Annotated in this window: 20 protein-coding genes and 1 pseudogene; 11 read left to right on the top strand and 10 right to left on the bottom strand. The window is 72.4% G+C overall.

What is annotated here, in order from left to right; translation table 11 throughout:
* Positions 1-72 precede the first annotated feature (72 nt).
* Positions 73-1245, bottom strand: coding sequence for a CHAP domain-containing protein (locus ACIBCT_RS33420; protein WP_399195516.1), 1173 nt, complete (start codon positions 1243-1245; stop codon positions 73-75).
* A gap of 315 nt (positions 1246-1560) precedes the next feature.
* Between ACIBCT_RS33420 and ACIBCT_RS33415 the strand changes: the two genes are divergently transcribed.
* From ACIBCT_RS33415 to ACIBCT_RS33405, 3 genes are all read left to right on the top strand, one after another.
* Positions 1561-2010 carry a hypothetical protein gene (locus tag ACIBCT_RS33415; RefSeq protein ID WP_399195514.1) on the top strand — a complete coding sequence of 150 codons (450 nt, stop codon included), beginning with the start codon at positions 1561-1563 and terminating at the stop codon, positions 2008-2010.
* 623 nt (positions 2011-2633) lie between these two features.
* Positions 2634-3236: a fluoride efflux transporter FluC gene (locus tag ACIBCT_RS33410; protein ID WP_399195512.1), complete on the top strand. Its 603-nt coding sequence runs from the start codon at positions 2634-2636 to the stop codon at positions 3234-3236.
* Positions 3233-3595 carry a fluoride efflux transporter FluC gene (locus ACIBCT_RS33405; RefSeq protein ID WP_399195510.1) on the top strand — a complete coding sequence of 121 codons (363 nt, stop codon included), beginning with the start codon at positions 3233-3235 and terminating at the stop codon, positions 3593-3595. The genes ACIBCT_RS33410 and ACIBCT_RS33405 overlap by 4 nt, the downstream gene beginning before the upstream one ends.
* 145 nt (positions 3596-3740) lie before the next feature.
* On the opposite strand, the pseudogene ACIBCT_RS33400 reads toward ACIBCT_RS33405, so the two are convergent.
* A pseudogene (locus tag ACIBCT_RS33400) lies at positions 3741-3893 on the bottom strand (DUF3073 domain-containing protein); the annotation flags it as partial.
* 291 nt (positions 3894-4184) lie between these two features.
* Between ACIBCT_RS33400 and ACIBCT_RS33395 the strand changes: the two are divergent.
* On the top strand, positions 4185-4379 hold the full coding sequence (locus ACIBCT_RS33395) for a hypothetical protein (RefSeq protein ID WP_399195508.1): 195 nt from the start codon (positions 4185-4187) through the stop codon (positions 4377-4379).
* A gap of 1 nt (position 4380) precedes the next feature.
* Positions 4381-4716 carry a metalloregulator ArsR/SmtB family transcription factor gene (locus ACIBCT_RS33390; RefSeq protein ID WP_344907491.1) on the top strand — a complete coding sequence of 112 codons (336 nt, stop codon included), beginning with the start codon at positions 4381-4383 and terminating at the stop codon, positions 4714-4716.
* A 144-nt stretch (positions 4717-4860) separates the two neighbouring features.
* On the opposite strand, the gene ACIBCT_RS33385 is transcribed toward ACIBCT_RS33390, so the two are convergent.
* From ACIBCT_RS33385 to ACIBCT_RS33370, 4 genes are all read right to left on the bottom strand, one after another.
* A complete protein-coding gene (locus ACIBCT_RS33385) occupies positions 4861-5700 on the bottom strand; it encodes a pentapeptide repeat-containing protein (protein ID WP_399195506.1) in 840 nt (279 codons plus the stop codon).
* 103 nt (positions 5701-5803) lie between these two features.
* A complete protein-coding gene (locus ACIBCT_RS33380; RefSeq protein ID WP_399195503.1) occupies positions 5804-7012 on the bottom strand; it encodes an FAD-dependent monooxygenase in 1209 nt (402 codons plus the stop codon).
* Positions 7009-8121 (bottom strand): DUF3500 domain-containing protein, encoded by a 1113-nt coding sequence (locus tag ACIBCT_RS33375; RefSeq protein ID WP_399195501.1) that lies wholly within the window; start codon positions 8119-8121, stop codon positions 7009-7011. The genes ACIBCT_RS33380 and ACIBCT_RS33375 overlap by 4 nt, the downstream gene beginning before the upstream one ends.
* A gap of 213 nt (positions 8122-8334) precedes the next feature.
* The gene (locus tag ACIBCT_RS33370; RefSeq protein ID WP_399195499.1) at positions 8335-9195 is read right to left on the bottom strand and encodes a fumarylacetoacetate hydrolase family protein; all 861 of its coding nucleotides are present in this window, start codon (positions 9193-9195) and stop codon (positions 8335-8337) included.
* A gap of 289 nt (positions 9196-9484) precedes the next feature.
* Here ACIBCT_RS33370 and ACIBCT_RS33365 point away from each other — a divergent pair, with 289 nt between their 5' ends.
* The 4 genes from ACIBCT_RS33365 (at position 9485) to ACIBCT_RS33350 (ending at position 14681) form a co-directional block, all read left to right on the top strand.
* On the top strand, positions 9485-11800 hold the full coding sequence (locus ACIBCT_RS33365) for a phosphoketolase (protein WP_399195497.1): 2316 nt from the start codon (positions 9485-9487) through the stop codon (positions 11798-11800).
* 120 nt (positions 11801-11920) lie between these two features.
* Positions 11921-12868 (top strand): TIGR03557 family F420-dependent LLM class oxidoreductase, encoded by a 948-nt coding sequence (locus ACIBCT_RS33360; RefSeq protein ID WP_399195494.1) that lies wholly within the window; start codon positions 11921-11923, stop codon positions 12866-12868.
* Between the two features lie 128 nt (positions 12869-12996).
* The gene (locus ACIBCT_RS33355; protein ID WP_399195491.1) at positions 12997-14178 is read left to right on the top strand and encodes a zinc-dependent alcohol dehydrogenase; all 1182 of its coding nucleotides are present in this window, start codon (positions 12997-12999) and stop codon (positions 14176-14178) included.
* Positions 14179-14207: 29 nt separating this feature from the next.
* Entirely contained in the window at positions 14208-14681 is a 474-nt protein-coding gene (locus ACIBCT_RS33350) for a hemerythrin domain-containing protein (protein ID WP_344907467.1), read from the top strand.
* A 254-nt stretch (positions 14682-14935) separates the two neighbouring features.
* Here the strand turns inward: ACIBCT_RS33350 and ACIBCT_RS33345 are convergent, their stop codons facing one another.
* From ACIBCT_RS33345 to ACIBCT_RS33330, 4 genes are all read right to left on the bottom strand, one after another.
* Positions 14936-15169, bottom strand: a complete 234-nt coding sequence (locus tag ACIBCT_RS33345) for a Fe-S cluster assembly protein HesB (RefSeq protein WP_399195489.1) — start codon at positions 15167-15169, stop codon at positions 14936-14938.
* Between the two features lie 286 nt (positions 15170-15455).
* A complete protein-coding gene (locus ACIBCT_RS33340) occupies positions 15456-16859 on the bottom strand; it encodes an FAD-dependent oxidoreductase (protein ID WP_399195487.1) in 1404 nt (467 codons plus the stop codon).
* Positions 16860-16938: 79 nt separating this feature from the next.
* Positions 16939-18486, bottom strand: coding sequence for a multicopper oxidase family protein (locus tag ACIBCT_RS33335; protein WP_399195485.1), 1548 nt, complete (start codon positions 18484-18486; stop codon positions 16939-16941).
* Complete coding sequence (locus ACIBCT_RS33330; RefSeq protein WP_399195483.1) at positions 18483-18929, bottom strand: hypothetical protein; 447 nt, start codon at positions 18927-18929, stop codon at positions 18483-18485. The genes ACIBCT_RS33335 and ACIBCT_RS33330 overlap by 4 nt, the downstream gene beginning before the upstream one ends.
* Positions 18930-19159: 230 nt before the next feature.
* Here ACIBCT_RS33330 and ACIBCT_RS33325 point away from each other — a divergent pair, with 230 nt between their 5' ends.
* Together ACIBCT_RS33325 and ACIBCT_RS33320 are read left to right on the top strand one after the other, a co-directional pair.
* Positions 19160-20170, top strand: coding sequence for a LacI family DNA-binding transcriptional regulator (locus tag ACIBCT_RS33325; protein WP_399195481.1), 1011 nt, complete (start codon positions 19160-19162; stop codon positions 20168-20170).
* 366 nt (positions 20171-20536) lie between these two features.
* Entirely contained in the window at positions 20537-21910 is a 1374-nt protein-coding gene (locus ACIBCT_RS33320) for an ABC transporter substrate-binding protein (protein WP_399195478.1), read from the top strand.
* The last annotated feature ends 107 nt before the right edge of the window (positions 21911-22017 follow it).

Below are 22017 nucleotides of genomic sequence, written 5' to 3'. Positions count from 1 at the left end.
TGTCGTCCCCAGCAACTTAGCTTTGCCTAACCTTAATTATCAACTTCTCGGCTGTCTTGAATGTCGCGATTGTCACGCCGCGCGCCGCGCCACCGGTGCCGTCCGGGCACGCTCCACCTCGCGCGGATCCTCCGCGAGCGGGGCCGTCACCGTCCCCGCGGGCGCCGGTACCGGCGCGGGCATCGGCCTCCGCGCCGATTCCTGCGCCGGCTCCGGTGCCGATTCCTGCGCCGATTCCTGCGCCGGCTCCGATGCCGGTCTGCGCGCCGGTTCCAGTGCCGGTCTGCGTGCCGCGACGGGGGTCCCGGGCCGGTACGGGTCGTGGGCCCAGCCGGGCCTGGTCACCCGGACCGCCTCGTACAGGTGCGCCGGCACGGCCGGCCCCCCGGACCGGTCCGGGGACGGCGTCCGTCGCGCCAGGGACGCCCGCTCGCGCGACCCGGTCCCGCCGGCAGAGGTCCTTTCGTGCGAGCCGGTCCCGCGGGCCGGGGTCCGCTCGTGCGGGCCCGTCGCCTCGATCGGCGCGTCCGCGGCCCTCCGCCGCCCGTCCCTCCTGCGGTGCCGTCCCGCCGAGACCCGCGGACGCCGCCTGGACAGCACGAACGTCATGCCCAGGACGAGGGTCAGCAGCCCGGCGATCACGGCCGTCTCCACCGGGACGGGGGAGGCCCCGGGCACCTCGGTCAGGACGACCGCCTCCCGGACGAGCTGCGGGCGGACCTCGATGCGATCCGCGACCTGCCCGGGAGCGCCGTCGTCGCCGGGCACGGCACCGGCCAGGTGCTCCTTGACCTTACGCGGCAGGCCGTAACCGACGACCTTGTCCTGGTCGCGCTTCTTGCGCTTGAGCCAGACCCGGTCGACGTTGCCCTCGATCGTGTGGATCGTTCCACCCTCGACCCGCTCCACCACGCCGACGTGGTCGATCCCCCCGATGTCCTTGCCGCCCGACCAGTCGAAGAAGACCAGCGCCCCCGGCTCGGGCGTACGCGACCAGGCGCCGTTCGTCTCGAACCAGCGCCCGTGCGAGGGGGTCCAGGCGAACTGCCCGACGTACTGCTGCACGCCCGCCTTCTCCGCGGCCCAGGCGATGAACATCCCGCACCAGGGGGCCGTCCTGTACTGCGGGTCCTTGACCACGTTGACCGAGTACCACTCGCCGAACTTGCTCTGCCGGCCGGGTCCCTCCCGGTACCCGATCTCGGTCTTGATGGTCCTGAGCAGATCGTCACCGATCGGATCCATGGCCGTGAGCCACCCCGTCCATCTCCTCCGCCCTGCCGCGAAGGAGGGGCGCCGTCCGACAAAGACGGACTTTATTCGGAGAAAAAAGACCAAGTGAGGCTATTGGCGTAAAAAACCGGGCTGGACGGCCGTCGGATACCGGATCCGAAGAAACAGGTGAAACGTGGCTCCTCACCCTTTACCATCTTGGGCCGGACCTGCCACGTCCCGGTGGTCGAATACCATGTGACGGCACGTGCGCGGTGTGCGCGGGTGCCGGTGCCGTGGCCCCTCCCGGCCCGGCTGGACGCGGACGCGAAGGCGGAACGGGATTCCATGTTCGACGACAAGACGCAGGAGACCCTGCGCCGTCTGCTGGATCTTGCCGAGCATCCCTCGACCCCGCAGGCCGAGCGCGCCCTGGCCGTGGCACGGGTACGTGCCCTGATCATGGTTCCGGAGGGCGACGCCCGCAGGGCACCGGTCACCCCGGCGATGGAGGCCGGGATCCTCAGAAGGGTCAGGCCGCTCGCCCACCGGGTCGAGGAGGACCTGGTGGAGGAGGTGCACGGCGACCTCTACGCCTTCAGCACCCGCTACCGGGTGATCGGCGAGCTCGCCGAGGAGATCGCCCTGCTGCTCGAACGCTGGAGCGCCACGGTCCCGCAGAAGCGGCACCGGCACGAGGAGGCCGTCAGGACCGCCGCCGCCAGGCTCGTCTACCTGCTGGAGCGGCGCGACCTGTTCCGCAAGCCCAGGTGGGGCAACCGCCCCAGGGCCAGGTAGCCCTCCCGGGGATCACCGCGCCCCGCGGCCGTCCAAGAGACCCGCCGGCCCCCGCCGACCCCCGACGACCCGGCGATTCCCGTCCGGGAGCCGCCGGACGCGGAAGTCCGAAGGGCGCGAGGGCCGGGATGGTGGCCGTGACCCAGGGAGACCTTCCGTCCGGGCGAGACGACCCTGCCTCGCGCGGGACCGGCCATTCGTCCCGGGGCCACGGCGCATGGACCGGCGGGTCCCGGTGGCCGGCGGGAAGGGGGGAGCCGGTCACCGTGAGACGATGTGGGACCCGCCAGAGCTCTCCGTCGTGCACTGGGGGCGCGGTTCCGCCGTCCGGCCGAGCGCGCTAGTCGTGACGGTAGACAGCCGCCCGCGGCGCCTTCAACGATGTTGCACGATGTTGCGCGGAACCCGCCGCCGTGTCACACGCGGCCGGGGCGGCGGCGCGGACACCGAAGGACGCGAGGGGACGGGCACGGTGTTCCCCGCCGGCCGGTCGATATGCTGGGGACCGCCCTCGCCGGGCGAGGTCCGCCGGTCCGTGGACCCTCCACCGATGATCGTGAACGAGCCGGCCCGCCGGGTGTCCCCTGCCACGTCGGCAGGGGGCGGTACGGGAGGGGGAGAGCATGTCCGAGCCGCCCGCCCGTCACCCCACCGGAACCTCCGGTCCGGCCGTCCCCGCCTCCGGTCCGGCCGTGTCCACCGGCCGTGACGTCGATCCCGCCGCTCCCGGCCAGGGTGCCGGGCCGGGCCGGATCCCCTGGGCGACGCTGGGGGTGATCGCGGCCGGTGGGGCGGCCGGTGCGCTGGCCCGTCACGGGCTCGTCCTCGCCTTCCCGCACCCGCCGGACGGTTTTCCCTGGGCGACGTTCGCGATCAACGTGTCCGGGTGCCTGCTCATCGGCCTGCTGATGGTGTTCGTCACCGAGGCGCGGGGCGTCCACCCGCTTCTCCGCCCGTTCCTGGGGGTGGGGGTGCTGGGCGGCTTCACCACCTTCTCCGCCTACGTGATCGACATCGGGCGGCTGGTGGCCGCGGGCGCCCCGCAGGTCGCGCTCGGGTACCTGTTCGGCACGGTGACGGCGGCGCTCGCGGCGACCTGGACCGGCATCGCGCTGGGCCGTCTCATCCTCCGCGCCGGTCCCGGTCCCGGTCCCGGTTCCGGCGAAAGCGACGGCGACAACGACGGTGACGGCGGCGGCGATGACGGCGCGGCGGGCGAGCGGTGAGCGTGCTGCTGGTCGCGCTGGGCGCCGCCCTGGGCGCCCCGCTGCGCTATCTCGTCGACCGGGCGCTCCAGGCCAGGTACGGCGCGAGGTTCCCGTGGGGGACCTTCGCCGTCAACGTGTCCGGGTCGGCGCTGCTGGGGTTCCTGATCGCGCTTCCGGCCGGGGACGCGACGACGGCCCTGGCCGGGACCGGGTTCTGCGGAGTGCTGACCACCTACTCCACCTTCGGCTACGAGACGGTGCGCCTGGCCGGGTCCGGTGCCCGTCTGACGGCGCTCCTCAACGTCGCCGGGAGCATCGCCACCGGGCTGGGGGCGGCCTGGTGCGGCATGCTGGCCGCCCTGGCACTGGCCTCCTGACGCCCCTCCGCGGAGGGACGTCCCCTCCTGACGAGGGTCCGGGCCGCGAGGGCCGGTCGGGGCACGGTGACCGGCCGGTGCCGCGAACCCGTGACCGGTGGTGCGGACCCTCGGCCGTGCCGGGGGCCGCGCACTACCTGCCGGTGGGCTCGCCGATGTCGTCGGCCTCGCTCTCCGGCGCGGGATCGTCACCGGCGCCCAGCTCCTTGCGCAACCGGTCAAGATCCATGTCGTGGCTGCTGTACTTCAGCTCGCGAGCAACCTTCGTCTGCTTCGCCTTGGCTCGGCCCCGTCCCATTGGCTGTACTCCCTCGCGCAGGCCGTGCTCGGCCTCTCGTCACTGTCGCATCGCCGGCTGGCGTGCTCTGACGCCGCAGGTCAGCCCGCGGTAGCCGCACCAAGTATCCCGCTTCCCGGCTGATCCGTCATCGGTCGGGATCAAATCGGTCGCGGGTCCTGTTGGAAAACGGCCGTCGCCATCATAGCCAACGTCATTATGATTTGAAGAATTAAGCAATTTGACACATGATGAGGACCGGTGTATCGGTAAACCGGTCAGTACGGGGCGGTCCGACCAGGGGGGTGGGGCATGAGCGAGTTCGAGGCCGAGCTACGAGCGCGCATCGCCGATGTCGACGGCGAGCTGGAGCTCATGCGCCAGGCCTTCGACGATCACTCGATCGAGGTGCTGTCCGGGCGGCTGGAGAACCTGCTGCGCATCGCCGAGCGGCACGGCGTCGACGTCCGCCACGCGGGCGGCGGGCCCGGCGGCGGAGCGGTGTGACATGCCGGTGCCGCTGCACCAGGCCAAGGCCGAGCTCTTCCGCACCCTCGGTCATCCCGTACGGGTGCGGGTGCTGGAGCTGCTGCAGGACGGCCCCCTGCCGGTGCGGGACCTGCTGAGCGCCATCGGCGTCGAGGCCTCCAACCTCTCCCAGCAGCTGGCGGTGCTCCGCCGCGCGGGGATCGTGACCGCCACCCGGGAGGGCGCCACCGTCGTGTACGCCCTGTCCACCCCGGACGTGGCCGACCTGATGTTCGCGGCGCGGTCGATCCTGACCGAGCTGCTGGCCGGGCAGGGAGAGCTGCTCGCCGAACTGCGCGCCGAGGCGCGCGGCTAGCCTCACGCGTCCCGCGGCACCACCGGTACCTCACCGGAGCAGGCGCCGACGGCACGTCACCGGAACACGGCGCCGGTACGTCACCGGAACACGGGTCCGTGGAACGCGGCGGAACACAGCGGCGGAACACAGGGGACCGGCGGATCACCAGTGCGCCGGATGGACGAGCGAGGCCGGGAGCCCGGTCGAGGCGTCGCCCTTGGCCGCGTCCAGCTGGGACTGGATCAGGAAGATCGTCCCGGTGAGATCGGCGCCCCGCAGGTCGGCGCCCCGCAGGTCGGCCCCGATGAGGTCGGCCCCCCTCAGGTCCGCTCCCCGCAGGTCGGCGCCGATGAGCTGGGCGCCCCGCAGGCTGGCCCCCCGCAGGTCGGCGCCCTTGAGCCTGGCCCCGATGAGGACGGCGCCGCGGTGGTCCTTCCTGCGCCGGCCGGCCCCGGCCCGCGCGAGCTCGCTCGCGCGCAGCAGCAGGGCGTTGACCTTCCGCCGGTGCGCCTCCACGTCCAGCGCGGCGAGGGCCTCGGGCTCGTCCCGGGTGAGCCGCTCGGTCTCCTCCAGCGCGGCGCCGAGCTCGTCGCGGAGCGAGCGGGCCGCAGGCAGGGCCAGCGCCTCGGTCAGGTACCACAGCAGCTCGTGCAGGTCCCGCATGATCGGGAACACCTCGAACATCCGCTTCGCGGTGCCCGGAGCCCGGCGCCAGTCCCGCCCGCCGAAGGTGACCTGCGAGACCTTCTGCCCCGCGCCGAAGCAGTCGTAGACCGTGCAGCCCCGGAAGCCGCTCTCCCGCAGGCGCGTGTGGATGCCGCAGCGGAAGTCCTGCCCCAGGTTGGGGCAGGCGTGCCCGGCCCCCTTGTCGATGGCGAAGTCCGCCGAGGCCGCGAAGGCCGGCACCACGCAGCACAGGCCGAAGCAGTCGGCGCAGTCGGCCCGCAGGTCCTGGCGCTCCCTCACCGGGACGGGGCCCGCGTGCTCACGTTCCTCGGACAACGTGCGACATCCCCCTGCTGAGCGAGTGTGCGGATCGGATCCTGCGGGCCGGGCGTGCCGTTCACCGCGGGACGGGCGTGAACGACGCCTCCACCCCGGCAGCCTATCTCCGCTCCGGCACCGCCCGGCCGGTCAGGGCGGCCTCGGCGTCGTGGCCGTAGAGCCAGGCGCTCTGCCGCAGCGGGTCGCCCGCGGCCAGCGCGGCGTCGCGCTCCACCTGGGCGGGCCCGTCGGGCAGGTGGTTCTGCACCTCGCGCCCGCGGCTCATCAGCTGCACCTGCGAGGCCCGGGGCCTGCGGATCTCCTCGTAGCGGGCCAGTGCCCCGGCCACGGTCCCGGCCGTGGCCTCGCGCAGGCACCCGGCCAGGACCACCGCGTCCTCGACCGCCTGGGCGGCCCCCTGGCCGAAGAAGGGCAGCATCGAGTGGGCGGCGTCGCCGAGCAGGGCCACCCGCCCGGACGTCCAGCGTTCCAGGGGGCCGCGGTCGTACAGGGCCCAGCGCTTGGTCTCGGTGGCCGCGGCGATCAGCCCTCCCAGGCGCGGGTCCCACGTCTCGAACTCGGCGGCCAGGTCCTCCAACCGGCCGTCGGCCGTCCACGACTCGACGCGCCACTCGCCGGCCGGGACGATCGCGACGATGTTGATCAGCTCCCTGTCCCGGATGGGATAGTGCACGAAGTGACGGCCCGGACCCAGCCAGAGCGTCTGCACCCGCCGCAGCGCCAGCTCCGGCGCCCGGCGGGCGTCGACCAGGCAGCGGTAGGCGCACAGGCCGGAGAAGCGCGGCGGCTCCTCCTGGACGACCGCCTGCCGTACGGCCGAGTGGATGCCGTCCGCGCCGATCACCGCGTCCGCGGTCACCGTCGTGCTCCGCCCGCCGGAGTCGGTCAGGACCAGCTCGACCCCGTCGCCGTCCTGCCGCAGCCCGGTCAGGCGCCGGTCGGTCCTGACCGTCTCGTCCGGCAGCGCGTCCCGCAGCATGTCCAGCAGGTCGGCCCGGTGCGCGACGTAGCAGTCGGTGCCGTACAGCCGGCGGCACTCCTCGCCCATCCGCTGGGAGGACAGCACCCGGCCGTCCTGCCAGCGCCGGAACTCCCAGGCGGTCTCCAGCGCGACGGCGAAGGAGGCCAGCCGCTCGCCGAGCCCGGCCCGCACCAGCGGCCGGGCCATGTTGGGGCCCACCACGATCCCGGCCCCGACCTCGCGCAGCTCGGCGGCCTGCTCGTACACGACGGCCTCGACACCGGCCTGCCTCAGCAGCAGCGCGGTGGTCAGCCCGCCCAGACCTCCGCCGACGATGGCGATCCTCACTCGGGGGTTCCTTCCTCGAAGGGCGTCCGCGCCGCGCCGCGGTGCTCCTCCACGAGGTGCCTCATCAGGAGGTCCTCGCCGAAGTCGCCCGTGGGGTCGCGCCACACGCTGTGGGCGTGGTTGGCCTCGTCCTCGGTGTTGTCGAACTCGATCAGCGTGACCGGGCCCTGGATCCGGTAGTAGTGCCCGAGGCCGTGGTCGTCGGCGCCGGCCCAGGCGAAGTGCAGCCCGTCGTCGCCCGCGGCGCGTATCCGGTCCATCTCGGCGGCGACCTGGCCGGGCCTGGCCCGCTGCAGGTAGCACTCCAGCAGCTCGTCCAGGGCGCGCCGCTGCGGTGAGGTCAGCTCGGCGGCACCGACCCCGCGCGGGTGGGACCTGATGTAACGCAGGGCCTGCCGGTCGGCCTCGGTGATCATCGCGTCCCTGCGCCCGACCCCGTGCAGGTCGGGCAGCTCCACCTCGCCGATCCGCGGCACCGTACGGGTGACGAAGTCCGCCGGCGGCACCGGATGGATGATCGCCTTCGCCCGCCGCGCGTCGTCCAGCGAGCGCAGCAGCGCGAACCCCAGGTCCTCCTCCTCGCCCAGCACCCGGTACGGGCCGAAGCGCGCCGGTTCGGAGCCCAGCAGGAACGGGGTGACCGACAGGTGGTCCTGGTTGACGACGGTGAAGTTCACCGACAGGTGGTGGCCGACCAGGCGCCACCCCCACACCGAGTCGGGATTGGGCTGGCCGAAGAAGGTCAGGAAGTACATGCCCGGGTTGCGGAACTCCCTGGCCACGTGCCCGAACCGCTCCAGGTTCAGCTCGCGCAGCACGTGCTCCAGCGAGATCACCTGCACCACCTGCGCGTACGCCCGTTCCGAGCAGCACTGGGCGATCAGGCGGTGCGCCAGGATGCCCTGGTCGAAGGTCAGGTCCCGCAGCGGCAGCCCGGCACGCCCCGAGGCGGGCAGGAAGTTCCAGTTCGACCGGTCGGCGTCGGTGAAGGGCAGCAGCACCCGGGCGCGCTGCTCGCCGTCCAGGGCGTCGAACAGGGCCATCGCCGCGAAGGTGATCAGCGTGACGTTGAAGTCGCCGGGCCGCTCCTCCAGCCCGGAACGCGGCACCCGGCCCTGGTCGCGGTCACGGTCGTGGCCCCGGTCGTGGTGGTGGACGCCCGGACGGCCGGCCTTTCCGGACCCGTGCCCCGGCAGGCCCGGTCCCCGACCTGATTCCGGTCCCGGACCCGATTCCGGTCCCGGACCCGTGACCGACCCCGGACCCGGCTCCGGACCCGGACCCGGCGAGGAGGAATGCGCGTGATCCGCCTGCGGCATCGTTCAGTCCTCCGGCCAGGCCACGATCGGGTTGCGCACCGCGCCCAGCCGGTCGATCTCCACCTCGACCACGTCACCGGGCCGCAGGAACCACACCGGGGTCCTGGCGTGACCCACCCCGGCGGGGGTGCCGGTCGCCACCACGTCCCCGGGACGCAGCGTCATGGTCCGGCTCAGGTGCGCCAGCACCCGCCCCACCGAGAAGATCATGTCCTTGGTGTCGCCGTCCTGGACCACCTCGCCGTTGACCCGGGTGACCAGGCGCAGCCCGTCCGCGGGGTCGCCCACCTCGTCGGCGGTCACGATCGGCCCGATGGGCCCGCTGTGGTCGGAGTTCTTGCCGAGCGTCCACTGGGCGGTCAGCCGCTGCGCCCGCCGGGCGCTCAGGTCGTTGAAGGTGGCGTAGCCGAACACCCCCGCGAGCGCGGTCTCCTCGTCCGCGCACCGCAGGCTCGTCCCGACCACCGCGGCCAGCTCGACCTCCCAGTCCAGGCCGGCCTCGTCCGGTGGCACCGGCACCGGTGTCCCGTCCACCGCGAGCGACGCCGTCCAGCGGCCGAAGATCGCAGGGGTCTCCGGGATCGGGAACCCGCCCTCGGCGGCGTGCGCCCGGTAGTTCAGCCCGACGCACACCACCCGCGCCGCGTCCGGCACGGCCGGGGCCGCCTCCAGCTCGCCCAGCGCGAGCTCACCGGCGACACCGCCTACACCGGCGGCACTGTCGGCGAGCTCGCGCGCCCGTGCGCTCCAGCCGGGCAGGTCCTCGTAGAACTCGCCCACCTCGGCCAGCGGTGCCACCCGGTCACCGCCGGTCAGCACCCCGACCCGGACCCGGCGGCCGTCCCGGAACCCGACGAACCTCATCGCTCACTCCCGACGTTCCCGCGATGGGGCCCACCGCGCCTCGAATCATCACGGCGTCATCAGATCATTCGCCGGATCATCCGGAGATCTTCCTATATCGCCCTCCATAACGGTAGGGGGGTGATCCTGACCGGTGATCCGGACGAGGCGGCGTCCCGGGAGCGGGAGCCGGGGGTCACGACCGCCCGGCACGGCCCCGGCACGCCCGGAGGGTCCCGTGCCCGCCGAGTTCCCCGGGGTTTTACGCCGGGTTCCGGTTCGAACGCCTCAGGGGAGGAACTGTCGGGGTATGGATGAACTTCAAAGGATCGATGCGTACTGGCGGGCGGCCAATTACCTGTCCGTGGGACAGATCTATCTGCTGGACAACCCGTTGCCGGCCGAGCCGCTCAGGCCCGAGCACATCAAGCCGCGCCTGCTGGGGCACTGGGGGACGACGCCGGGGCTGAACTTCTGTTTCGCGCACCTGAACCGGATCATCGCCGAACGCGACCAGGACATGATCTACATCGCGGGTCCGGGGCACGGTGGTCCGGCGGCGGTGGCGCACGCCTGGCTGGAGGGCTCCTACACCGAGCGCTACCCGGCGATCTCCCGCGACGCCGAGGGGATGCGGCGGCTGTTCCGGCAGTTCTCCTTCCCCGGCGGCATCCCCAGCCATGTGGCGCCGGAGACGCCCGGTTCGATCCACGAGGGCGGCGAGCTGGGGTACGCGCTGGCGCACGCCTACGGGGCGGCGTTCGACAACCCCGGCCTGGTGGTGGCGTGCGTCATCGGCGACGGTGAGGCCGAGACCGGTCCGCTGGCGGCGAGCTGGCATTCCAACAAGTTCCTCGATCCGACCAGGGACGGGGTGGTGCTGCCGATCCTGCACCTGAACGGCTACAAGATCGCCAACCCGACGGTGCTGGCCCGTATCCCCGAGGACGAGCTGGTCAAGCTCATGGAGGGCTACGGCTACCGTCCGCACATCGTCTCCGGCGACGACCCGCAGGTCATGCACCCGCTGATGGCCCGCACCCTGGACACCGTCTTCGAGCAGATCGCCGACTACCGGGCCGGGCGCGCCGACCGGCTGCCGATGATCGTGCTGCGTACCCCCAAGGGGTGGACCGGCCCCAAGGAGGTGGACGGGGTGCGGGTGGAGGGCACCTGGCGCTCGCACCAGGTGCCGCTGGCCGGGATGCGCGACAACCCCGAGCACCTGGCGATGCTGGAGGAGTGGATGCGCTCCTACCGCCCCGAGGAACTCTTCGACGGCGAAGGCCGCCCGGTGGCCGAGGTGCTGGCGACGGTGCCGGCGGGGACGCGGCGGATGAGCGCCAGCCCGCACGCCAACGGCGGGGAGCTGCTGCGGCCGCTGGTGCTGCCCGACTTCCGCGCCTACGCGGTCGAGACCAAGTCCCCGGCCGCGCACTCCAGCGAGCCGACCCGGGTGCTGGGCGCGTTCCTGCGCGACGTCATCGCCGCCAACCCCGAGACCTTCCGCCTGATGGGCCCCGACGAGACCGCCTCCAACCGGCTGTCGGCGGTGTTCGAGGCCACCGACCGCGCCTGGAACGCCGAGCTCCTGGACGGCGACGACCATCTGGGCGCGGGCGGGCGCGTGATGGAGGTGCTGAGCGAGCACCTGTGCCAGGGCTGGCTGGAGGGCTACCTGCTGACCGGCCGCCACGGCCTGTTCAACTGCTACGAGGCGTTCATCCACATCATCGACGCCATGTTCAACCAGCACGCCAAGTGGCTGGAGTCCTCCCGCAAGATCCCCTGGCGGCGTCCGGTGGCGTCCCTGAACTACCTGCTGTCCTCCCACGTCTGGCGCCAGGACCACAACGGCTTCTCCCACCAGGACCCCGGTTTCCTGGACGTGGTGATGAACAAGAAGGCCGAGGTGGTGCGCGTCTACCTGCCGCCGGACGCCAACACGCTGCTGTCGACGGCCGATCACTGCCTTCGCTCGCGCGACTACGTCAACGTGGTCGTGGCGGGCAAGCAGCCGATCCTGGACCTGTTCACCATGGACGAGGCGATCGCGCACTGCACCCGCGGCCTGGGCATCGTCCCGTGGGCGGGCAACGACGCCGGCACCGAACCCGACGTGGTCATGGCCTGCGCGGGCGACGTGCCCACCCTGGAGACGCTGGCCGCGGCCGCGCTGCTGCGCGAGCACCTGCCCGAGCTGAAGGTCCGGGTGGTCAACGTGGTGGACCTGATGCGGCTGCAGCCGCCCGGCGAACACCCGCACGGCATGTCCGACGCCGAGTTCGACACGCTGTTCACCCCCGACAAGCCGGTCATCTTCAACTTCCACGGCTACCCCTGGCTGATCCACCGCCTGACCTACCGCCGTACCGGGCACGCCAACATCCACGTGCGCGGCTACAAGGAGGAGGGCACCACCACCACGCCGTTCGACATGGCCATGCTCAACGACATCGACCGCTTCCACCTGGTGATCGACGTCATCGACCGGGTGCCCGGCCTGGCCGAGCGGGCGGCGTACCTGCGCCAGCACATGGTCGACTCCCGGCTCGCGGCCCGCGCGCACACCCGCGCGTTCGGCGAGGACCCCGCAGAGATCCGCGACTGGACCTGGCCGTACTGATCCCGGCCGTACCGACCCCGGCCGCGCCGCCGCCCGGCCGGGCCGCGAAGGGGTCGTTTGACCTCCGCGCACGGGGTAGGAGGTCGTTGCCGCAGCTCAGGGGATGGAGTTAGGACGAACATGACGAAATTCGGATATTTTCTGTCGAGTGAAGAGCACGGCCCGGCCGAGCTCGTACGGCAGGCCAAGCTCGCCGAGCGGGCGGGTTTCGAGGGACTGTGGATCTCCGACCACTTCCATCCCTGGCTGGACGTGCAGGGGCAGAGCCCCTTCGTCTGGACGGTGATCGGCGCGGTGGCCCAGGCGACCTCGCTGCCGATCACCACGGCCGTCACCTGCCCGCTGGTCCGCACCCACCCGGCGATCATCGCCCACGCCGCCGCGACCACCGCGGCGCTGACCGGCGGGCGGTTCACGCTGGGGGTGGGTACCGGTGAGGCGCTCAACGAGCACATCCTCGACTCGCGCTGGCCCCCGGCCGCGGAGCGGCTGGAGATGCTCGAGGAGGCCGTCGAGCTCATGCGGGACCTGTGGAGCGGCCGCCTGGTCACCCACCGGGGCACCCACTACCGGGTCGACACCGCGCGGCTGTACACCCTGCCCGACGAGCCGCCGCCGGTGTACATGTCCGCGTTCGGGGAGAAGGCGGTGACGCTGGCCGGGAAGATCGCCGACGGCTTCATCTGCACCTCCCCCAGCGCCGAGCTGGTGGACAAGTTCCACAAGGCCGGCGGCGCGGGCAAGCCCTCGCAGGCCGGCACGAAGGTCTGCTACGGCCCCGACGAGGCCGAGGCCCGCAAGACCGTGCACAGGCTGTGGCCGACCCAGGGCATCCAGGGCGAGGCGTCGCAGCTCCTGCCGCTGCCCCGCCACTTCGAGGAGCTCGCCGAGATGGTGAGCGAGGACGAGGTCGGCTCGCCCTGCGGTCCCGACCCCGAGGTCCACATCAAGGCGATCCAGGAGTACGTGGACGCCGGATTCGACGAGGTCTACATCAGCCAGATCGGCCAGGACCAGGACGCCTTCTTCGACTTCTACGCCGAGAAGGTCCTGCCCCGGCTCCGCTGACCGACAGGCCCGCCCGGTCCCGCCGGGCGGGCCCGCCCCCCGCCGCGCCCCGCGGCAGGTCGAACAGGAGGAACACCCGGACACCTCTCCGGGGCCGTACGCCCCGGAACTCCACACGGAGGTACGCGATGAAGGCCCTCACCTGGCACGGCAAGCGCGACGTGCGCGTCGACGAGGTCCCCGATCCAGTGATCAAGGAACCGAACGACGCGATCATCAAGGTCACCACCACCGCGATCTGCGGTTCGGACCTGCACCTGTACGAGGTGCTGGGGCCGTTCCTGGGGGAGGGCGACATCCTGGGCCACGAGGCCATGGGCGTGGTGCAGGAGGTCGGCCCGGACGTCACCGGCCTCGTGCCGGGGGACCGGGTCGTCATCCCGTTCAACATCTCCTGCGGCCACTGCCACATGTGCGGCATGCAGCTGTACGCCCAGTGCGAGACCACCCAGGTCCGCGACCAGGGCATGGGCGCGGCCCTGTTCGGCTACACCAGGTTGTACGGCGAGGTGCCGGGCGGGCAGGCCGAGTACCTGCGCGTCCCGCAGGCGCAGTTCGGCCCGATCAAGGTCCCCGAGGGGCCGCCGGACGAGCGGTTCGTCTACCTGTCCGACGTGCTCCCCACCTCCTGGCAGGCGGTGGCCTACGCCGACGTGCCCGAGGGCGGGAGCGTCACGGTCTTCGGCCTCGGGCCGATCGGGCAGATGTGCTGCCGCATCGCCAAGCACCTCGGCTACCGGGTCATCGGCGTCGACGGCGTCCAGGAGCGGCTGGCCATGGCCCGCAGGCACGGGATCGAGGTCCTCGACGCCGCGGTGACCGGCGGGATCCCCCAGGCGGTCAGGGACATGACCGGCGGGCGGGGCACCGACTCGGTGATCGACGCGGTCGGCATGGAGGCGCACGGCTCCCCGGTGGCCAAGTTCGCCCACGCCGTCACCGGCCTGCTGCCGGACGCGCTGGCCGCCCCGCTGATGACCAGCGCGGGCGTCGACCGGCTCGCCGCGCTCAACCAGGCGATCGACACGGTACGCCGGGGCGGCACGGTCTCGATCAGCGGCGTCTACGGCGGCATGGCCGACCCGATGCCGATGCTGAGGATGTTCGACAAGGGCATCACGATCCGGATGGGCCAGGCCCACGTCAAGCGCTGGATCGACGACCTGATGCCGCTGGTGACCGACGACGCCGACCCGCTCGGTGTCATGGACCTGGCCACCCACCGCCTTCCGCTGGACCAGGCCCCGCACGGTTACGAGATCTTCCAGAAGAAACGGGACGGGGCCGTCAAGGTCCTGCTCAACCCCTGACCCACGCAACAGACGACGAGAGGACGGCAATGGACGCGATCGTGCTGCTGAAGGACGACCACAAGACGGTGGAGAAGCTGTTCAAGGAGTTCGAGAAGGCGGGCGAGCAGGCGTACAAGACGAAGCAGGAGATCGTCGCGAAGATCGTCGAGGAGCTCACCACGCACGCCTACATCGAGGAGCAGATCTTCTACCCGGCCGCGCGCGAGGGCGCCCCGGACACCTCCGACCACATCCTGGAGAGCGTGGAGGAGCACCACGTGGTGGTCTGGATGCTCTCGGAGCTGACCCGCCTCGACCCCAAGGACGAGCGCTTCGACGCCAAGGTCAGCGTGCTGATGGAGAACGTCCGTCACCACGTCGAGGAGGAGGAAGAGGAGTGGTTCCCGCAGGTGCGTGAGGCCATGGGACGCAAGAGGCTCCAGGAGCTGGGCGAGCAGATGGCCAAGGCCAAGGCCGACGCGCCGCGTGACCCGCTCGCGCTGAGCAGCGCGAAGGCGTAACGCCTCCGTCCGGACCCTGCGGTCCCGGCGCGGCCGGGTGGCCAGCACGGCCCGCACGGTCCGGACGGCGGGTGAGCCGGGCGGGCCCGCGAAGGCTCGGGCCGCGGACGGACGGGCCCCGGCCCCCACGTGGGGGCCGGGGCCCGCCGACGTTCCGGACCGTCCGCGTCCGGCCGGTCGTCCGGGCAGGGCGGTCACTCAGTCCGGTGCTCCGGGCCGGTGCTCCGGATCGGTCGTCGGCCCGGACCGGCCGGTCACCCGGGCCGGTCGGTGACCAGGAACTCCACGCCGCCCCCCTCGTCGACGTCGGCGTCCAGGGACTTGTCGTCCAGCATGTCCACGACCTGCGGGTCGAGGAAGATCCGTGCCCCGCCCGACTCCACCACCCGGTCGGCCGACTCGGGGTGTTCGGCGATCGAGAGCACGAGCGAGCCGGTACCGTCGCTCTCGGACGAGATGCGCATACCGGTCTCGGGAGCGTCCGACACCTGCGCGCTGATGCCCCGGATTACCTGAGCTGCCGTATCCGTCAATGTGAGCATTGTTCCCCCTTGTCTGGTTTGCGCTTTCTCGGCCCTTGCCCGCTCTCACCGGCCCCAACCGTCCCCCGCCCGACCGCGGTGGATCACGTCCATACCCTCGTCCTGGAACGCCGCGCCCGCGGGCCCGGCGGAACGCGGGAGAACGGGCGGGGAGAGGTCATGGACGATCGCCGCGCCCGCTGCCGGATCACGAGCACGGCGGCGATCCCGGTCCCGCAGGTCCGCCCCCGGGTCAGTCCCGCCCGCGCAGCTCCTCCAGGCGCTGGGCGGTCTTGCGCGCGGTGATCAGCACCGGGTCCCAGACGGGCGAGAACGGGGGAGCGTACGACAGGTCGAGCCCGGTCATCTCCTCCACCGTCATCTCGTGCCAGACGGCGATCGCCAGGGTGTCGATGCGCTTGGCCGCCCCCTCCCGCCCGACGATCTGCGCGCCCAGCAGACGGCCCGTGGCCCGGTCGGCGATCATCTTGGTCTTCATCGGCAGGGCGCCGGGGTAGTAGCCGGCCCGCGTGGTCGACTCCACGACCACGCCGACCGGCTCGAACCCTGCCCTGAGCGCCTCGGCGGTCGACAGGCCGGTGCGCGCCACCTCGTACTCGCAGACCTTGGAGATCGCGGTGCCGACGACGCCGGGGAAGGCGGCGTACCCGCCGCCGATGTTGATGCCCGCCACGCGGCCCTGCTTGTTGGCGTGGGTGCCGAGCGCGATCGCGACCGGCCGCCGGGAGACCAGGTGGAAGGTCTCCACGCAGTCACCGGCGGCCCAGACGCCCTCGGCCGCCGTCCGCATCCTGCGGTCGGTCCTGATGCCCGAGGTCTCGCCCACCGGGATGCCCGCGGCCTCGGCCAGCGCGCTGTTCGGCCGGGTGCCGAGACCGAGGACCACCAGGTCCGCGGGCAGGGCCCGGTTCTCGGTGCGGACCGCGCCGACCCGGCCGCCGGACACCTCGAAGCCCTCAAGGCGCTCGCCCAGGTGCAGCTCCACGCCCAGGTCGCGCAGCGCGTCGGCGACCAGGGCGCCCATGTCCGCGTCCAGGGTGCTCATGGGCTGCTCGGCCAGGTCCACGAGCGAGACCCGGATGCCGCGCCGGACCAGGGCCTCGGCCATCTCCAGGCCGATGTAGCCGCCGCCGACCACGACCGCCCGCTCCGGCTTCTCGGCCACGGCGTCCAGCAGTGCGGTGCCGTCGTCCAGGGTCTGCACGCCGTACACGCCCTCCGCCTCGACGCCGGGCACGTCCGGGCGGTTCGGGACGGCGCCGGTGGCCACCACGAGCCGGTCGAACGGCTCCCACCGGGGAGCACCCCCGCCCCCGCCCCCGGCCCCGCCGCCGCCGTCGGTGTCGCGGACGGCCACGGCGCGCCGGTCCAGGTCGATCTCGACGACCTCGCTGTGCAGCCGCAGGTCGATGTCGAACTCGTCGCGGAACACCTCCGGGCGGCGGCTGACCAGCTCCTCGGGATCGGCCACCTCGCCGCCCACCAGGTAGGGGATCCCGCAGGCCGAGTAGGAGGCGTGCGCGCCCTTCTCGAAGGCGACGATCCGCAGGTCGTCCGGCCCTCGCCTCCTGCGGGCCTGGGAGGCCGCGCTCATCCCCGCGGCGTCGCCGCCGATCACCACCAGTCGTTCCGTCATCGTCCCCCGCCTCCGCCGCAGACCGCCGATGGTACGGCTTCCCCGTCCGGAGGTGTTCGAACGACTCCCCGTACCGCCCCTAGACCACCTCGAAGTCGGCCATCATCGCCATGTCCTCGTGCTCGAGGTTGTGGCAGTGCATCATGTAGCGCCCGCGGAACCCCGCGAAGCGCACCAGCACGTCCACCGTCTCGTACGGCCGGACGTCGACGGTGTCCTTCCAGCCGCCGTCGGTCGCCGCCGGGGCGCGGCCGTTGCGCGAGAGCACCTGGAAGTGGGCCAGGTGGACGTGCACCGGATGGTGGAAGTCGCTGGTCAGGCGCCAGACCTCGGTGCTGCCGAGGCGGGGGCGGGCCAGCGGCCTGCCGGGGCGGAACGGCACCCCGTTGATCGTCCAGGCGGCCCCCGCCCCCTGCCCGGTCCGCCGGAAGTCGAAGCGCCGCGTGGTCGCGGACGCGGGGCGAAGGGCCGGTCCGGCCGGTGCGGACACGGCGAGCCGGGCGGGCACCGCGGCGTCCTCGCGGGCCCGGCGCGCCACGCGGAAGCGCATCACGTCGCGGGTGCGGCCGGAGCCGAGCGTGTTGACCATCGTCACGTCGGTGCCGACGGGGTGGGCGGAGAAGTCCACCACCACGTCGAAGCGCTCGCCCGGGGCGATCGTGATCGCCTCGTGCGTCACGGGCGCGGCCAGCAGGCCGGCGTCGCTGCCGATCTGGGTGAACCGGCCGCCGGGCGTCAGCCGCAGCCGGTAGCGGCGGGCGTTGGAGGCGTTGAGCAGCCGCAGCCGGTAGCGGGTGGCCGAGACCTCCAGCACCGGCCAGGGGGCCCCGTTGACCAGGATCACGTCGCCCTCGACGCCCTCCATGTAGGCGTCCTCGACCCCGGGGCTCCCCAGCAGGCCGGGGTCCTTGGACGGGTAGCGGAAGGAGCCGTCCTCGTCGAAGGCCCGGTCGCAGATCATCAGCGGCACGTCCCGCTCGCCCCCGGGCAGCGGCAGGGCGTCCTCCTCGTCGTCCTCGACGATCGCGAACCCGGCCAGGCCCCGCCAGACCTGCGGCGCGGTGAAGTCCATCCGGTGGTCGTGGTACCAGAGCGTGGCGGCCGGCTGGTCCAGCGGGTAGGCGTAGTCCCGGAACCCCTGGTGCAGGGTCCAGCCGGACGCCTCGACCGCCGTGCCGTGGCGGGCGTGCCCGCCGGCCGGCGGGCGGAAGGCGTGCCCCTCGCCCACCACCAGGTCGGTGGGGTAGCCGTCGGAGCCGGGCGGGGTGACCCCGCCGTGCAGGTGGGTGGAGGTCGGCACGGGCAGCCGGTTGCGGACCCGGACCGTGACCGGGTCCGCGCGCCTGAGCCGGAAGGTCGGCCCGGGGAACGTGCCGTCGAACCCCCACACCTCGGTCGAGGTGCCGGGGACGATCTCCATCCGCGCCGGGCGCTGGACGACCTCGTAGTGTCCCGGCCGCACCGGGCGTGCCTGCGCGGGGATCGGCAGCGGGACGGTGAACGGCCGGGGCAGGGGCAGCGCGCTGGTCAGCGTCTGCCCCGAGGTCTCGGCCGACACGGCGCCGCATCCGGTGGCGAGCAGGCCGGTGGCGCCGAGCCCGCCCAGGAAGCGTCTTCTGGAGATCATGCCCGCTCCCGTCCCACGCGCCAGGTCCAGGCGGTCATCCACACGGCCACGCCGAAGATCACCATCGCGAGCGGGATGTGCAGGGCGACCGCCCTCTCCATGCCCAGCAGGATCTGGCCGTTCATCAGCGCCACCTGGGCCGCGCTCACCCACAGCGGCCACGCCGGTCCCCGGCCGGGCCGCCACAGGACGATCGCGGCGATGAACTGCAGGCCTGCCAGCACGGTGCCGGCGGTGGCGTTCACGTTGTGCTGGGTCAGCAGGTCCACCTCGCCGGTGACGAACAGCCCGCCGATGACCGCCTGGCCGAGCACGGTGAGCAGGTGCGCGGTGGCGGTGACGCGCAGGGCCCACAGGGTGCGGGCGGGCAGGCGGGCCGGGGCGGCCGGGGGAGCCGGGCCGGTCACCGAGGGCGGGCCGGTCAGGGGGGCCGGGGAAATCATGGGAACCTCCGTTGGATCACGCCGCCCAGGCTTCCCGGTCGCGACGGCGCCGTCGTCACCCCGGGGAAGGTCATCGGCCCTACGTCGCCCGGTGTAGGAGGAGTACGGCGGGCGGACGCCGCTACGACCGGGGGAGTACACGGCAGGTGGCGGCCATGTCGAACACGCGATGAAATTAGCTCGCAAAAAGTATGTAAAAATTTTGCTACTTCGACCGTATGCTTGCGGGCATGACGCGAAGGCTTGCCGAGGTGGCCCGAAGGGTCGGGACGAGCGAGGCGACGGTGAGCCGGGTGCTCAACGGCAGGCCCGGCGTCTCGGAGGCCACCAGGCGGGCCGTGCTCGACGCGCTGGACGCGCTGGGGTACGAGCGCCCGACCCGGCTGCGGCGCGACCGGGCCCGCCTGGTCGGCCTGGTCTTCCCCGACCTGCGCAACCCGGTCTTCCCGGCGTTCGCCGAGGTGGCCGGTGGGGCGCTGGCGCAGCAGGGGTTCACCTCGGTGCTGTGCACGCGCACCCCGGGGGGCTCGCGGGAGGCCGGCCGCGTCGACGCGATGCTGGCCCAGCACGTCTCGGGCGTGCTGTTCGCGGGCGGCGCCTACGCCGACGCCGACGCCGGTCACGAGCACTACGAGCGCATCCGGGAGCGGCGCCTGCCGGCCGTGCTGGTGAACGCGGCCGTCGGCCACCTGGGGTTCTCCAGGGTCTCCTGCGACGACGTCGCCGCAGCCCGGCTGGCGGCCGGGCACCTGCACGCTTTGGGCCACCGGCGGATCGGGATGATCCTGGGGCCCGCCGACCACCTGCCCTCGCGCCGCAAGCTGGACACCTTCGCCGCCTATGCGCGCGAGCGCGGCCTGGTGGGCGGCGAGCGCCTGGTCGAGCATGCGGTGTTCTCGATGGAGGGCGGCCAGGCCGCCGCCGCCCGGCTGGTCGGGGCCGGCGTCACCGCGCTGGTCTGCGGCAGCGACCTGCTGGCGCTGGGCGCGGTGCGCGCGGTCCGGCGCGAGGGCCTGCGGGTGCCGCAGGACGTCTCGGTGATCGGTTACGACGACTCCTCCCTGATGAACCGGACCGACCCGCCGCTGACCACGGTGCGCCAGCCGATCGAGGCCATGGGCCGGGCCGCGGTGGAGCTGCTGGTGGCGCAGATCGACGCCGCCGCCAGGCCCGGGGGCGAGCTGCTCTTCGACCCCGAGCTGGTGGTCCGCGCCTCCACCGCGCCCCCGCCGTCCTCCTGACGGGTGCCGGCGGTCGTTCTCCTGACGGACGCCGATGGGCACCGACTGCCACCGACTGCCACCGACTGCCACCGACGGGCACCGACGGGCACCGACGGGCACCGGCGGGCGTGCCGCTGAAACCGGCGTGAAAATTCCGTCAGATTCCTGACGTCGTACGGCATCGATCCGCAAGCGGGCGACTCCGCCGCGTGTCATCCCGTCGTCACCGCAGCTCGGTGCGGGTGCGCACGAACGGCGATCACGTTACGAGGCCATGGATGAGCGATCACTGTCACTTTTTTGCATCTAGATTGACGGGCTCTTGCTACTTCCTGCACGCATCTATATGTTTCTCGCAACCGACCCGCCAAGGAGTGCCCCCGGATGAAATCCCCCAAGCTCGCGATGCTGCTCGCCGCGGCCCTCGCGCTCACCGCCGCCGGGTGCGGCGACGACGACAGCGGATCCAAGGCCGCGAACACCACGCCGGGCGCCGCCGGGGCCGACGCTCCGGTCACGATCTCCGTGGGCTGCCAGCCGCCCAAGAGCAACCCGCTGGAGCGCACCGCCTGGGACGAGGACGTCGCGGCGTTCAAGAAGATGCACCCGCACATCACGATCGACAGCAAGGACGCCTTCCCCTGCATCAACCCCGACACCTTCCAGGCGAAGCTGGCCGGCGGCACGATGGAGGACGTCTTCTACGTCTACTACACCGACGTCAAGAAGATCATCGCGGCGGGCCAGGCGGCCGACATCACCCCCTACGTCGGCACCGTCAAGCGGCTGAACGACCTGCGGCCCGACGTCATGAGCATCTTCAAGGAGGGCGACAAGCTCTACGGCCTTCCCCGCAACAACTACTCCATGGGCCTGGTCTACAACCGCAAGCTGTTCACCCAGGCGGGCCTGGACCCGGCCGCGCCGCCGAAGACCTGGGCCGAGGTGCAGGCCGCGGCCAAGAAGATCGCCGCGCTCGGCCCCGGCTACGTCGGCTTCGGTGAGTACAGCGCCGGCAACACCGGCGGCTGGCACTTCGCCGCCTCCCTGTACGCGCGCGGCGGCGAGATGGTCGGCCCCGACGGCAAGACGGCGGCCTTCAACAGCCCCGAGGGCAAGGCCGTCCTGGAGAACCTCAAGACCATGCGCTGGACCGACAACAGCATGGGCACCAAGCAGCTCCTGCAGTGGGAGGACCTGATGCGGATGATGGGCGGTGGCAAGCTCGGCATGATGATCGGCGCCCCCGACGTCGTCCAGGCCGTCAACAACGACTTCAAGGGCAAGTTCGAGGACTACGGCGTCACCTCGATGCCCGAGGCCAAGGCCTCCCTCAACGGCGGCGACGGCTACATGATCAACCCCAAGGCCACGCCCGAGAAGATCAAGGCCGCCATGCTGTGGCTGGACTTCCACGAGCTGACCCCCGGCCAGGGCCAGTTCAACTACGCCCGCAGCAAGAAGCAGGGCCGCCCGGTCGGCCTGCCGATCCCCGACCTGTACGGCGACAGTGCGCCCGGCAAGGAGATCGTCGAGCTGCGCAAGGCCAACGCCACCGTCCCGGTGGAGAACTTCACCCCCTTCGTGGAGGGATCGGGCGCCATCCAGAACAAGCTGGAGCCGCCCAAGTCCCAGGAGCTGTACGCGATCCTCGACGTGCCCATGTCGGCGGTGCTGACCCGGCAGGACGCCGACATCGACAAGCTGCTGGCCGACGCCGAGGCCAAGGCCAACAAGGTCCTGGCGAAGTCGAGCTGACCCTCTGAGACCCGGGGGGGGGGGGGGGGGGGGGGGGGCCCCCCCCCCCCCCGGCCCCGGCGGGGGGGGGCGCGCGTCAACCCACACCACACACAGCCGGCCGGGCA

Origin of the sequence: Streptosporangium sp. NPDC050855 (assembly GCF_044456585.1) — a bacterium.
GTDB classification, from domain to species: domain Bacteria; phylum Actinomycetota; class Actinomycetes; order Streptosporangiales; family Streptosporangiaceae; genus Streptosporangium; species Streptosporangium longisporum.
The sequence above is the reverse complement of the archived record's forward strand: the minus strand, read 5'-3'. Positions and strand labels throughout refer to the sequence as shown.